Genomic DNA, 13,291 nt, shown 5'->3' with positions numbered 1-13,291 from the left:
CATGAATATGCTCGTCGACGGCGAGTGGCGGACCGACGCGTACGAAACGACAGACGAGGACGGGGCGTTCGACCGACAGGACACGACCTTCCGTGACCGGGTCGAGGACGACCCCGACGCACGGTTCCAGCCTGAGGCCGGCCGGTACCACCTGTATGCCTGTCGCGCCTGCCCGTGGGCCCACCGGATTCTGGTCGCCCGGAAGCTGCTGGGACTCGAAGACGCCATCACCGTCGACTACGTCGACCCGTTCCGCGGCGAGGACGGCTGGCAGTTCACGCCCGAGAAGGACGGCTGCACATCGGATACGGTCAACGGATCTGACTACCTTCGTGAAGTCTACGTCGCGGCCGACCCCGACGCGACCTGCCGCGTGACGGTTCCGGTGCTGTGGGACAAACAGGAGGAGACAATCGTCAACAACGAGTCAGAAGAGATCCTCCGAATGCTCGATACTGAGTTCGACGATGTGGCTGACAACGACGTCGACCTCTACCCCGAGGGGTATCAGGACGAGGTCGACCGCATCATCGACGATATCTACGAGCCCATCAACAACGGCGTCTACCGCTGTGGCTTCGCGAACAGCCAGTCGGCCTACGACGAGGCCGTCGAGGAGCTGTTCGACGCGCTGGACCACTGGGACAGCGTGCTCGAAGACCAGCGCTTCCTCGCTGGTGACCGCCTGACTGAGGCGGATATCTGTATGTTCACGACGCTCGTGCGCTTCGACGAAGTGTACCACACCCACTTCATGTGCAACCACAAGCTCATCCGCGAGTACGACAACCTCTGGCCGTACCTCCGGGACCTCTACCAGCTCCCCGGCGTCGCCGAGACGGTGAACATGGACCACATCACGGAGCACTACTACACCACGCACCCCGACGTGAGCCCGAAGCGCATCGTCCCGATGGGTCCCGATCCCGACTTCGAGGCTGCGCACGACCGCGACGAACTGCCGGGCGACCTCCCTGAAACGCTACTTCCGACGGCGTAACCGGGCAGTTTCGCGGCCGGATATCGAACGCTGAGCCGACGCTGTTCCTTTTATACACCCAGCTCTCACCTGTGGTCAATGAGTCGGGTAGATGGGCGAAGTCGGGCCGTGAGCCCAGTCATCGGCGTCGTCATCCTCGTCGGAATTGCTGCAATTCTCGCGGCCACCGTCGGCGTGTTCGCGCTCGGTTTCAGCGAGCAGCGACCCACGCAGGCACCGCAGGTCGCTATCGTGGCCGACTACAACGAGCGGACCACCGGTAACGGAGAGTATCTGAACCTCAGCTTCAGCAGTGGTGAAACCGTCTACAGGGACAACCTCACTGTTGTCGTCTCCGGTGCCAAGCGAGCTGACGGCAGCGACGTGACGCTCGACACCGATCCGATACAGGCACAGGCTTCGACGCGGATCACGTCGGGGACACAGATCACGATACATCAGGGACAGTTCACTGGAAGCGGCGCACCGCTGGACCTGAGCGACGCGACGCTTCGACTCGTCTGGAACCCCGTGGACGATCCGGAGTCGGAAACGTACGTCATCTACCGCTGGCCGGACCCGAGCCAGCGCAACTGAACGGCTGTTTCGGCTCCGCTGTCGGACTGGCTCTCCTCACTCGGCTAGCGAGAGCGTGACTTCGTCGGTTTCGTAGTCCTCGATGAACGATCCGGGGCCGCCCAGCGAGACAGTCCGGTCGCCGATGTCGACGACCAGCGTGTGTTCGATGGGGTAGGAGTTGGTCTCCGGTTCGACGAGGCCCTGTTTCGTCTCGACGACGGTCCCCTCGATGGTGGTGGTGTCGTCGTCGGCCTGTACCGCCCGTACGTCCGCGGAGACGTGGATGTCGTGGTCGGCGCGCAGATGGAGCGTCGCCTGGAGGACGGCGTGGCGGAAATCGTGGTAGGTGGCCGGGAGCGAGGCCGGGTCGGTGACGGTCTCCTCGGTGGCCATCAGCCAGTAGTTCCCGAGGAACGACCCCGACAGCACGGGGACGAGCTGTTGCTGGACGAAGGCAATAGCACGCTGGTCGGAGTTGGTGCGTGTCACCATCTCGGTCGGGGAGACGAGGCCGAACTGGGCGTCAACGGTGAGCATTATCGGCATCGGCTGGTCCCACGACCGGACCACGGAGGCCAGCCCGCTCGCGTCGTCAGGGCGCAGGCCGTCGGCGCTGCTGACGACAAGCATCGCGAGGACGCCGCGGTCGACGGCCGCAGCCAGTTCCTCAGCGATTTCGGGGAGGTACTGCTGTGGAACCGACAGCATGATCTCGCGTTCCGCGTTTCTGATGTACTCCGTGAGTCGCTTGATGACTGTCACCCGCGACTTGATGACGTCGAACTGCTGGGGTTCCCGCGCAGTCGACGAGTATCGTGAATCGAGCGCCCCGCTCATCTCTTCGAGCCGGTCGGTCAGGGCGTCGATGACTTGCTCAGGCGGCCGGGCGCGTATCGTCGTGGGCACGACGTGGTCGTTGACCTCGATGAACCCGCGATCTTCGAGCGATTCACTGATGCTGTAGACGTACCGTTTGGAGACACCGGTGTCGTTGGCGATTTCGCTGGCCGTGGCCTCGCCGCTGCCGAGAATCGACAGGTACGTGTCGACTTCCTTCTCCGACAGGCCCAGTTGCCCCAGCCTGTCCCTGAGAGTCGAATCGTCCATCTGTTCACATCTGGTAACGGCGGCGGATAATTGTGTTTCGGTGCTGTATGGCCCGCCAACACCTCCGAAGCCGTCACAACGGAGCCGTATCGTCGACTAGCCCACCACCGCCGTTCACAAGAATGAAAAACTATTACACCATATTTTATATTCCCTGCAGTGGTGTCTCTCACCAATGACGCTCCGGACGGCACTTAACGACTTCAAGCGGACCCGGGACCGCCGTCACCAGTTCCCGGGCGAGTTCCGCTCTACGACGGGCACTTTCTCCGGACTCGACAGCCGGTTGGTGCACGTTGACAGCGACGGCTCGCTGCGGGACTACTCCTATCCGCTGTGTGGGCTCACGGGGATCGACCGCTCGCGGTTCGGTATCGACACGGGTTCGACGACGTGGTTCAGCGCCGACGCCGACCAGCGGTATCGCGGTGACGCAGGCGTCGTCGAGACGGTCCACGACTGCGGCGATTGGGCCGTCGTCCAGACGGACTGTACTATCGAGCAGGCTCACGTCACCCGGTTCGAACTTCGTGGCGACGCACCCGCCGACGTGTCGCTTCGGGCGTTCGTCGGTTTCGCACCCGACGGGCGGGACGGCCGACAGAGCCTGCTGATGCACGGAAACACCGTCGAGGCCTACCACCGGTCCGAACACGACTTCGTCGGTGTCTCTACCGAATTCGACGCCGTTCAGGGCCAAATCCCCGAGCGGTTCCCCGAACTCGTCGACGACGACCCGGTCTCGTTCCCCCGGGCAACTGGGGAGCGCCGGTACGAGGACACGACGCTGACCGGTGGTGTACTGCTGTCCGCGCCGTTTATCGACGGGGGCGTCACACTGGCGACGCTGCTGACGGACACGGACGACACCGACCGCGACGCGGCGCTGTCGACCATCGACCGGCTGGTGAGCGACCATTACACCTCGGAGACGTTGCTCGAAGCAGGTCAGGCACAGCGGCGGTGGAGCGTCCCCGCGGACACGCCGAGTCGCGAAAGCGTCGTGGCCGACCTCCGCGTCCTCTCGCTGCTTTCGGCCACGAACGGTGCCAGAATCGCTGCACCGGACTTCGACCCGTACTACGTCACCTCCGGCGGCTACGGCTACACGTGGTTCCGCGACGATGCCGAGATATCGGCGTTTCTGCTCGAAGCCGACGGGACGTTCGACCTCGGACTCGATGCGTGGCATCAGCGCTCCGCTGAGTTCTACTGCCGAACCCAGCAACCGGACGGGAGCTGGCCGCACCGTGTCTGGCCCGGCGACGAGACGCTTGCCCCGGGTTGGGCAAACGCCCGGCTCGAAAGTGGTTCGGACGCGGACTATCAGGCTGACCAGACCGCGAGCGTCACCACCTTCCTCGCGACGTACCTCCGGATCGGCGACCCGGCCGACCCGGAGTGTATCGAAGCCACACTCGGGCGCGCCGTCGAGAGCATCGACGACACGCTGGCCGACGACGGCCTTCCCGTCGCTTGTCAGAACGCCTGGGAGAACATGCAGGGCCGGTTCACGCACACCGCTGCGACTTTCTTGCACGCCTACGCGGCCGTCGCCCGCGCGCCCGTCTGTGCCACGCTCCGAGACCACGCCCGGTCACAGGCCGAGACGGTGCTGTCATCGCTGGACGCGCTGTGGACCGGTGACCGCTACGCTCTCCGCGAACACGACGGGACCATCGACGACCGACTGGACTCCGCGACGCTGGCCCTCCCCGCCGCCTGTCGCGTCGCCACCGAGGCCATCGACCTGCCCGCGGAGACCCGTGATCGGCTCTTTACCCACGTCGAGACGACACTCGACGGGCTGGAACGGGACACCGGCGACATCCGCGGCCTCGTCCGCTTCGAGGGCGATGACTGGCGGCGCGGCTCACAGGACCGCGAGAAAATCTGGACCGTCTCGACGGCGTGGGGCGCAAACAGTGCCGCCCAGCTGGGTGCGCTCCTGCGTGATGCCGACGAAAGCCGAGCGACGGCGGCCTACGCCTGGTCCCGGGATCTGCTGGGGGAGATTCTCCCCGGTGGCTCGCTCGTTCAGTCCAGCGGCTACCTCCCCGAACAACTGTTCGACGATGGGACGCCTGACTGTGGCACGCCGCTCGGCTGGCCCCACGCACTCCGGCTGGCCACTGTGGCCCACCTCGATGACGCCGGGGAGCTCACTGCCGAACCACTGAGCGCCCGCGAGTGAACTGCTGGGTCACTGGTCGTCCGCGGGTACCCTCTTTCGTGGACCACGCTGCTTGACGTTCGAAAGCGTAGCGGATGGCCGTAGGGACTCTACAAGTAGTCGAAAACAGCGATTACGTCTGAACTTGGAACACTGGCTATCGCCCTACTGCGGTGTTGCGACAGGCGCGTCCTCGCCGGTCGTGACCGCCTCGCCGGTCTCCGGGTCGAACAGGTGCACGGCAGATTCGTCGAACGACACCTGCACGCGGTCACCGATGGCCGGCTCCACGTCGGTGCTCACTCTGGCGATGAAATCCGGCGCGCCGTCGCCCTCGAACCCGGTCTTCGATTGGCCCAGATCGAGATAGAGGTAGTTGTCGCTGCCGATGGGTTCGAGCACGTCGACCGTCGCCGGGACGGCGTTCTGGTCGCCATCGTCGCTGACGGAAACGTGTTCCGGACGGATACCCAGTACGTACGACCCGCGCTGGCTGTCGCCGAATGCACTGACGCGGCCGCCCATGAGGTCATAAGAGAAGTCGTCGTTAGCGCCGGTGAGCCGCACGCCGCTGCTGAGCGGCTCCGTGGTCACGTCGAGGAAGTTCATCGAGGGCGAGCCGACGAAGCCGCCGACGAACTGGTTGGTTGGATTCTCGTACACCGTCTTTGGCTGGCCGGCCTGCTGGAGTTCCCCGTCATTGAGGATGACGATGCGGTCGCCCATCGTCATTGCTTCCTCCTGATCGTGGGTGACGTAGACGGCCGTGATCCCGAGTTCCTCCTGCAAGCGCTGGATCTCCGTCCGCATCGTCGTCCGGAGCTTCGCGTCGAGGTTGCTGAGTGGCTCGTCGAAGAGGAACACGTCCGGCTCCCGGACGATGGCGCGCCCGAGCGCGACTCGCTGCTTCTGCCCGCCGGAGAGCTGGTCCGGCGTGTCATCGAGCAGGTCCCCGATACCCATCATCTCCGCTGTCTCGGTGACTCGCTCTTGCCGTTCCTCCTTCGAGAGGTCCGTGCTCATCCGGAGGCCAAAGGCCATGTTCTGTCGGATAGACTTGTGCGGGTACAGCGCGTAGTTCTGAAACACCATCGCGACGTCGCGCTTGCGGGCGTGAACGTCGGTCACGTCCTCGTCGCCGATGCGGATACGGCCGCTCGTCGGCCGCTCAAGCCCGGCAATCATCCGTAGGGTCGTCGATTTTCCACACCCCGAGGGCCCGACGACCGTTACGAACTCCCCGTCGTCGATGGACAGATCGATGTCATCGACCGCCACGATGGAGCCACCGTCGAACTCCTTGCGGAGACCGTCTAGTTCGAGACTCGCCATTACACAGGGTCTCACACCCGATGATAATAAGTTTGATGGGATTTTTCATAGAAGTTCTAGCAGAGTCGATGCAGGCATGGAACCGAGCGCCGTCAGCGGCCGTTCGGCGCTGATACCACAACGATATCGCCGACCTTGACCGTCCCGTCACTGCCGACCGGGTCACCGCTGAGAAGGTCAGTGTCCGCGACCGGGGTGTCGAGTGAGACGCTCACCGTGCCGTCGCCGAAGTGCAGGACGACCACCAGCGTCTCGTCGCCGTCGGTGCGCTCGTACGCGACGACGCTGTCCGCATCGCCCGTTTCGACGGTGTAGGGAATCGGGTGCACCCCGGGCGCGCGCAGTGCGGCGTGGTCCGACCGTAGTGCCACTAGTCGCCGGTGGAAGTCGGTTAAGTCGTTGTCGCCGTCGTGCCAGCGCATCGTCCCGCGTTGCTGTTCGACGCCGCGCTCCTGCCCGGCATATATCATCGGCGTCCCGGGGAGGGTGAACGTGGCCCCGACAGCCGCCCGTAGTGACGCGTCCCCGTACTTGTCGAGGTAGCGGTCTTCGTCGTGGTTGTCGACGTACCGCATATGGCCGGCGCGGTCGGGGTAGCCGTGCTCGGCCGTCGCGTCGAGCGCCTCGAACAGCGCCGACGCCGGTTCCTCGCCGGTCCCGATATCGCGGAGCGTGTCGAACAGGTCCGTGTCGTAGTGGACATCGAACTCGTTTTCGGCGAAAGCGGCGTCACGCGGGACCGTCTCGTCGAGCAGCAGGAACTCTGGGTCGTCGGCTTTCACCCGCCCCCGGACCTCCTTCCAGAACCCGTGTGGCACGCCCCAGGCCACGTCACAGCGGAACCCGTCGACCACGTCGCGCCACTCGTCGACCACGTCAAGCATCCAGCGCCGGACGTCGAGCGAGTCGTAGTTGAGGTTCGGGATCCGCGTCCAGTTGAAGTAGTGTCCCGGCGCGTCTTCGCCCGCCCAGTCGACGTCGGAGATATCCTGCGACGCCGGGATTCGCTCGTAGTAGTCGGCGTACTCGGGGACACCGGCTCGGTGAAGCTGGAACGCCGGATGGTCCCGCGAGCTGTGGTTGATGACCAGGTCGAAGACGACCCGAATCCCCGCGTCGTGGAGTCGGTCGACCAGCGATTCGAACTCTTCGCGTGTTCCCAGGTCCTCGGCGGTGTCGAAGAAATCAGTAATGTGGTAGCCGTGACGGGTCGGACTCGCCTGAACGGGGGTGAGCCACACCACGTCGACGCCCAGCGACTCGATGTAGGGGACCCGTCGCTCGATGGCCTCGAAGGTCGTGTCGACGGTTTCGCCGGCGAACGACCGGACGAATATCTCGTAGATGGTGGCGTCGCCGGCCCAGGCCGGCGGGTCGGCCGGCCGCGAGACAGATACCGTCTCGCCCGCGCCTGCGTCCTCGCTTTTCCTGCCACATTCCACGACTAGCGTGTCCGCGACACTGTGGCGCTCGGCGACGGCGACCGCGTGAACTCGGGCCGTTTCGGGCAGTGCTTCGCGTGGGACTCGGAGTTCGTCACCGTCGGTGGTCACGGCCGACTCTCCCAGCGTGTCTCGGCCGTCAAGATGGAACTCGACTTCCGGTTCGCTTCCCGACGGGGCCGCGCGGGCGTCTGCCGCGACGACGAGGTCCCCGTCCTCTGTCTCGCCGGTGAGTTCGACCTGAGGGCGACCCGGTCCCTCGACGGTAACCTCGTCAGTCGCGGTCGATTCGAAGGAGCCGTCGAAACTGAAAATCGCGTGGTGGGTCCCCGGCGGGAGTTCGGTCTCGATGACCCACTCGTCGCCGTCGCGCTCGGCCCAGTGGGTTCCCATCGTGAAGTCGTTGAACTTCCCGATGACGATGGCGCGGTCGGCGACGGCGAGGTCGCCACCGTGTTCGAAGTCGTCCGTCGTGACGCTGAACTGGACCGCCTCGGTGACCTTCGGGAACGCTCGGACGACTTGCTCGTGTGTGCCGTCCGGTGCGGTTAACTCGGCTCGATAGACACCCGGTGTGTCTGGTTCGAGGTGACTGATTGGGCCGTCGCGAAGCGTTGCCGTACTCGCAGTTGGCCGCTCGACTAGCCGCCACTCAGCAGCCATGTCGGGGTCGGGCTGACGCGGGGCTAGTTCGACCGACTCGCCGACGGCGGCGAACCGCGGCGGGCCTGGATGGTGCATACGCCTACGGTGCGGGGACGGTACTGTGAGTGTTACGTTTCGAGCTGAATTTAAGAAAAACTATCACATCGTAATTTCCGGCCACTTGGGTTCACTAAAACCGACACACATCGGAGCAATTCGCTGTCGAGTCTCGGAATCTATCATCATTGTATCCTTCTATTTCCGAATGATTTAAGTTATGAAGGACTATTTCATCCAATATCTATCCATGACAATGGAACGACGGACCGTGCTCAAGCGGATCGGCGGCGTTGGTGCGGCTGCAGCCCTGGCTGGCTGTAGCGTGCAAGAGCAGGGTAATGGCGGCTCGGACGGGGGAACGGCGTCAGGCGACGGGTCCAGCAGCGGGTCCAACGGCGGGAGTCAGCAGTCCAGCGGGACTGCAACGGCGTGGTACCAGCTCCAGGATTCGGAGATCCCCGCACGCAAGGACGCGATGGAGACGTTCACGAGCGAGACGGAGTTCGCCGTCGAGGGGTCGGACATCTCCAACATGGAAAAGAAGACTACGAGCGCGATTCCGGCCGGGCAGGGGCCGGAGATCTTCGAGTGGGCGCACGACTGGGTGGGCGACTACTACCAGCGCGAGTTCGTCGTCGACCAGTCCGACGAACTTTCTGTGAGCTTAGACCAGTTCACGGACGCCGCCGCCTCCGCCGTCCAGTTCGACGACGCCGTCGTCGGCCTTCCGCACTCGGCGGAGACGGTGACGCTCATCTACAACACCGATATCGTCGACGAACCACCTGAGACTATCGACGACATGGTGTCGGTAATGGAGGAGTACCACGACCCGAGCAGCAGCCAGTACGGCCTTGCTGCGCCGTTTGATCCGTACTTCACCAGCGGGTGGATTCAGGCCTTCGGTGGCTACTACTTCGACCCGGAGCAGGACCCGGCGCTCGGGCTGGATGCCGACGAAGCCGTCGAAGGGCTTCAGTTCGCCCTCGACACCCTCCGTCCGTACATGCCCGACGACCCGAACTACGAACCGCAGGCCGCGACGTTCTCGGAGGGGAACGCCGCCTTTGCGGTCAACGGGCCGTGGTACCTGGCGACGCTGAACCAGAGCGACGTGAACTACGAAGTGGCGACGTTCCCTGCCATCGACGGCGGCGAGGTGACGCCGTACACCGGCATCTCGATGTGGTACTTTGCGGACGCGATGAACGAGGGCGGGGCCGACGCCACGGCCGCCCGGAACTTCGTCGAGTGGTTCGCCACCAACGAGGACCACGCGACGCGGCTCGCCGAGGAGCAGGGCGCGATTCCGGTGCTCGACAGCCTCGTCGGCAGCGACGAACTTCCCGACCACGTCCAGACGTACTCCCAGACCGTCAGCCAAGGAATCCCGATGCCGACCGACCCGCGCATGAACAAGGTGTGGTCGCCGCTTGAGAACGCTCTCATCGAAGCGTTCAACGGCGACGCGAGCGCCGAAGACGCACTGACGACCGCCGCCGAGGAAATCCGTAGCAACTGGGAGTGAGAAACGCCCATGAGTACGGTTTCACGAGCGGCGGACCGGATCGAGTCGGTCCCGTTTCTGACGCGGGACGACGCGTCGTTACTGCTAGTGCTCCCGGGACTGTTCGTGTTCTCGGCGTTCATGCTGTTCCCGGTGCTTTACCTGCTGGGGATCTCGTTTACCAACGCCGAGCCAGCGAACCTGTTCGCCGGCGAGGGCGTCGTCGCCGTACTCACGTTCGGTGACGCGCTGTTCGTCGGGCTGGAGAACTACGCCGACGTGCTGACCGACGGCCAGTTCTGGAATTCATTCGGCGTTACTTGGCTGTTCGTCGCCACGAGTGTCACGCTCAAAATCGGGGCGAGCCTGGCTATCGCGCTTATCGTGACAAGCGAACTCGTCCGCGGCAAGCGCGTCCTGCGCTCGCTCATCATCTTCCCGATGGGGCTGCCGCCGATATTCACTATCACCGTGTGGCGCGGCATCTTCAGTTCCGCCGAGTTCGGGCTGATGAATCAACTGCTGACCGCGTTCGGGGCGAGTTCGGTCGCGTGGCTCTCGGGCCGCTGGACCGCCTTCATCGCATACAACGTCACGGAGGCGTGGCTGGCGTACCCGTTCATGGTCATCATCACCGTCAGCGCGCTACAGGACGTACCCGAGGAACTCCACGAGGCGGCCGTCGTCGATGGCGCGGGGTTCCTCGCACGCTTTGCGCACATCACGCTTCCGTCAATCAAACGGCCTGTCCTGTTTGCGTCGATTCTGACATCTGCGGCGTCGTTCCAGCAGTTCCTCATTCCGTTCGTGTTCAACCAGGGCGGCCCGGCGCGGGCGAACGAACTCATCGTCGTCTACGGCTACCGTGAGGCACTGTCGTTCCAGCAGTACGGCCGTGGTGCGGCCATCAGCATCATCGCGCTCGTGTTCATCGGCGCGTTCATGTGGCTCAACGTCAAGAAAGGCAAGCTCGCCGACGGGGTGAACGACTGATGTTGCTCGATGCGATCGCCAGGAAGCTCGGCGATGACATCAAGACGTTCGCGACGATGCCAGCACGGACGGTCCGAAAGTGGTCTTACACCGTGCAGGCGGTCCGTCGGGGCGAACTGCCCGCGTCCGAAGTTCTGAAGGTCATCCTCTCGACCATCGGTGCGACGCTGGTCGTGCTGGCGCTGCTCTTCCCGATCTACTGGATTCTGATGGCGGCCCTCTCCGGCTCCGGAAGCTCGCTGTACACCTCAGAGAGCTTCTCACTACTGCCCACCAATCCGACGGTCAAACCGTTCATCTGGGTAATCGGCGACCTCATCGTGCCGTCGTACTCGGTTACCGCGGCCATCCCGTTCACCGACCTCGCCTTCGTGTTCCAGACGCCGGGGATCGAAATTCTGGACGCCTCCGACTACGGCGTCACCCGTCCGTCGGAGTTCAAGCGCTTCCTCTGGAACAGCCTCATGGTGGCGATTCCAACTGTTCTGATCGCGATGTCGCTCATCATTCCGGCGGCGTATGCTCTCTCGCGCCGGGAGTTCCTCTTCCGCCGGAAGATCCTGTTCCTCTACGTGCTGATGACGCAGGTCGGGGGCGGTCTCGGAGTCGCCCTGCTCATCGGGATGTACGCGCTGTACGTCCAGTTCGGCATCAACGACAGCAAGCTGGCGCTTGCGGTGTACTACGCGGCGACCGCTGTCCCGTTCAACACCTGGCTACTGAAGACCTACATGGACGGCATTCCGGTCTCCTACGAGGAGGCCGCCGTCGTCGACGGCGCGCCGCCGTGGCGGGTCGTCACCGAGGTCATCATTCCGATGTCGACCGCCGGGCTGGCGACGGTGTTCATCTTCGTCTTCCTCACCGGGTGGACGGAGTTCGTCGTCGCCCAGACGCTGCTGGGGACGGAGAACTACACCCTGCCGGTCGGCCTGTACGCGATGGTCGACGAGTACTCCATCCCATGGGCGCGCTTCTCCGCGTTCGCGCTCACCTTCGCCTCGCCGATCATGCTGGCGTATCTGTTCGCCCAGCGCTACATCGAGGGCGGCCTCTCCTTCAGCGGGATGGAAGGTTAGGCCGGCGTGACGCCAGCCGTCATCCAGCAGCCCTCGTAGGGCGCTTCGGTCTGCTTTTTCACCGTCCACTGGTAGCTTGTCGTCGCTCCGGTCCCGTTGACGACCGTCACCGACTGTGAGGCGGTGTCGCCGTCGCGGTCCAGCGGCCCGTACCGCACGCCCGTCGCGTTCAAGAGCGGTTCGAACCTGCTCTGGATTGTCCGGACGAAGTTCGCGTACGGTCCCGTCAGGTCCCGGTTCGACGGGGACGCGAACTGCCAGGTGGTGTTGATGCCCTCGTTTGTCGCCGGGTCGTTGTTCCGCAGCGCCAGCACCTGAATATGGACGACCAGTCCCGGTGGCCGCTTGCAGTTCGGTCGTAGTTCGAGGACTCGCGGCTGTGTTACCGCTGACCGGTTGGCGTCGACGGAGACGTTCCCCCAGTAGCTTCCTTCGTCTGTCGCTTCCACCGCCTGTGGCTCCTCTGTCGGCACGGTGGCGGGCGTTATCGTCGGTTCTGGCCCTGTTTCCCCAGTCCGAAAAAACGCACCACAGCCCGCCAGTGAGACGAAAACGGTGAGTACGACGAGTACGAGCGGTCGGCTGGCTGTCATACCCCTGTATTGGGGCGGACTGCCTTCGGTGTTCTGTCGGGGACGACGAGTCGCCTGTCAGCCCCCGACGCTCTCGCTGAGTCGCTGTTCGACGGTATCGATGTCACCCGGTTCGTTGACGTTGTGACACCACCCCTCCAGTTCGACCGCCTCGACCCGGTGGCCGGCGCTCAACAGCAAGTCAATTGCGTCGGGCAGTTCGTACTCGCCACGCTCGGAGGGGCGCGTCAGCGCGCAGGCGTGGCCGATGGCCGGTTCGAACGCGAAGAAGCCTCGGGTGACAAGCGTCGACGGCGGGTCCGACGGCTTCTCGACGAGGCCGGTCACCCCGCCCTCGCCGTCTGTCGTGACGACACCGGTCGACCTAGCTTCCGCCCGCGACACGTCCTCGACGAGCAGCGTCGCGCTGGCGTCAGTCTCGCGGTGTCGGTCGAGCGCGTCGCCAAGGTTCGCCCGGCAGACGTTGTCGCCGTTCAGCACGACGAAGGTCCCGTCGACGGCGGAACTGGCCTGTTCGAGCGCGTGCGCCAGCCCCAACTGCTCGTCCTGCTGGACGTACGCTATTGGCGTGTTCTGGTACTGGTCGCCGTAGTGAGATCGGATGTCGTCGCCGCGGTAGCCGACGACGACCACCAATCGGTCGACGCCGACCGACAGCAGCGTCTCGAAGCAGTGTGTCAGCAGTGGCTTTCCGTCCACCTCGACGAGTCCCTTCGGTTTGTCCGCAGTGAGCGGCCGCATCCGCGTCCCTTCGCCGGCAGCGAGTACGACGCCGTCCATATCCGGCCCCACGCTCGGGCCG

11 protein-coding genes are annotated in these 13,291 nt (G+C 64.4%); 6 read left to right on the top strand and 5 right to left on the bottom strand.

All coding sequences use genetic code 11. The features are described from left to right. The first annotated feature begins 1 nt into the window (after position 1). Together IEY38_RS03100 and IEY38_RS03095 are read left to right on the top strand one after the other, a co-directional pair. Entirely contained in the window at positions 2 to 1,000 is a 999-nt protein-coding gene (locus IEY38_RS03100; RefSeq protein WP_188975253.1) for a glutathione S-transferase family protein, read from the top strand. Positions 1,001 to 1,108: 108 nt separating this feature from the next. Beyond that, positions 1,109 to 1,576: a type IV pilin gene (locus IEY38_RS03095; RefSeq protein ID WP_005537210.1), complete on the top strand. Its 468-nt coding sequence runs from the start codon at positions 1,109 to 1,111 to the stop codon at positions 1,574 to 1,576. A 36-nt stretch (positions 1,577 to 1,612) separates the two neighbouring features. On the opposite strand, the gene IEY38_RS03090 is transcribed toward IEY38_RS03095, so the two are convergent. Beyond that, the gene (locus IEY38_RS03090) at positions 1,613 to 2,665 is read right to left on the bottom strand and encodes a TrmB family transcriptional regulator (RefSeq protein ID WP_188975251.1); all 1,053 of its coding nucleotides are present in this window, start codon (positions 2,663 to 2,665) and stop codon (positions 1,613 to 1,615) included. Between the two features lie 175 nt (positions 2,666 to 2,840). On the opposite strand from IEY38_RS03090, the gene IEY38_RS03085 reads away from it, so the two are divergent. Further along, positions 2,841 to 4,859: a glycoside hydrolase family 15 protein gene (locus tag IEY38_RS03085; RefSeq protein WP_188975249.1), complete on the top strand. Its 2,019-nt coding sequence runs from the start codon at positions 2,841 to 2,843 to the stop codon at positions 4,857 to 4,859. Between the two features lie 144 nt (positions 4,860 to 5,003). On the opposite strand, the gene IEY38_RS03080 is transcribed toward IEY38_RS03085, so the two are convergent. Together IEY38_RS03080 and IEY38_RS03075 are read right to left on the bottom strand one after the other, a co-directional pair. Then, on the bottom strand, positions 5,004 to 6,170 hold the full coding sequence (locus IEY38_RS03080; protein ID WP_188975248.1) for an ABC transporter ATP-binding protein: 1,167 nt from the start codon (positions 6,168 to 6,170) through the stop codon (positions 5,004 to 5,006). A gap of 92 nt (positions 6,171 to 6,262) precedes the next feature. Continuing rightward, positions 6,263 to 8,353, bottom strand: coding sequence for an alpha-amylase family glycosyl hydrolase (locus IEY38_RS03075; protein WP_188975246.1), 2,091 nt, complete (start codon positions 8,351 to 8,353; stop codon positions 6,263 to 6,265). Between the two features lie 211 nt (positions 8,354 to 8,564). Here IEY38_RS03075 and IEY38_RS03070 point away from each other — a divergent pair, with 211 nt between their 5' ends. The 3 genes from IEY38_RS03070 to IEY38_RS03060 are packed head-to-tail and all read left to right on the top strand — an operon-like array spanning position 8,565 to position 11,896. Beyond that, the gene (locus IEY38_RS03070; RefSeq protein WP_188975243.1) at positions 8,565 to 9,845 is read left to right on the top strand and encodes an extracellular solute-binding protein; all 1,281 of its coding nucleotides are present in this window, start codon (positions 8,565 to 8,567) and stop codon (positions 9,843 to 9,845) included. 9 nt (positions 9,846 to 9,854) lie between these two features. After that, positions 9,855 to 10,817 carry a carbohydrate ABC transporter permease gene (locus tag IEY38_RS03065; protein ID WP_188975241.1) on the top strand — a complete coding sequence of 321 codons (963 nt, stop codon included), beginning with the start codon at positions 9,855 to 9,857 and terminating at the stop codon, positions 10,815 to 10,817. After that, positions 10,817 to 11,896, top strand: coding sequence for a sugar ABC transporter permease (locus IEY38_RS03060; RefSeq protein WP_188975239.1), 1,080 nt, complete (start codon positions 10,817 to 10,819; stop codon positions 11,894 to 11,896). Before IEY38_RS03065 ends, IEY38_RS03060 begins: the two co-directional genes overlap by 1 nt. Here IEY38_RS03060 and IEY38_RS03055 read toward each other — a convergent pair. Together IEY38_RS03055 and IEY38_RS03050 are read right to left on the bottom strand one after the other, a co-directional pair. Next, positions 11,893 to 12,489 (bottom strand): DUF4864 domain-containing protein, encoded by a 597-nt coding sequence (locus IEY38_RS03055; RefSeq protein ID WP_188975237.1) that lies wholly within the window; start codon positions 12,487 to 12,489, stop codon positions 11,893 to 11,895. The genes IEY38_RS03060 and IEY38_RS03055 overlap by 4 nt on opposite strands. Positions 12,490 to 12,546: 57 nt before the next feature. Next, entirely contained in the window at positions 12,547 to 13,269 is a 723-nt protein-coding gene (locus IEY38_RS03050; RefSeq protein WP_188975234.1) for a nucleotidyltransferase family protein, read from the bottom strand. Between the last annotated feature and the right edge of the window lie 22 nt (positions 13,270 to 13,291).

The sequence above is a fragment of the Haloarcula sebkhae genome, assembly GCF_014647415.1.
Taxonomy (GTDB): Archaea; Halobacteriota; Halobacteria; order Halobacteriales; family Haloarculaceae; genus Haloarcula; species Haloarcula sebkhae.
This window is presented reverse-complemented; position numbering and strand designations above follow the sequence as displayed.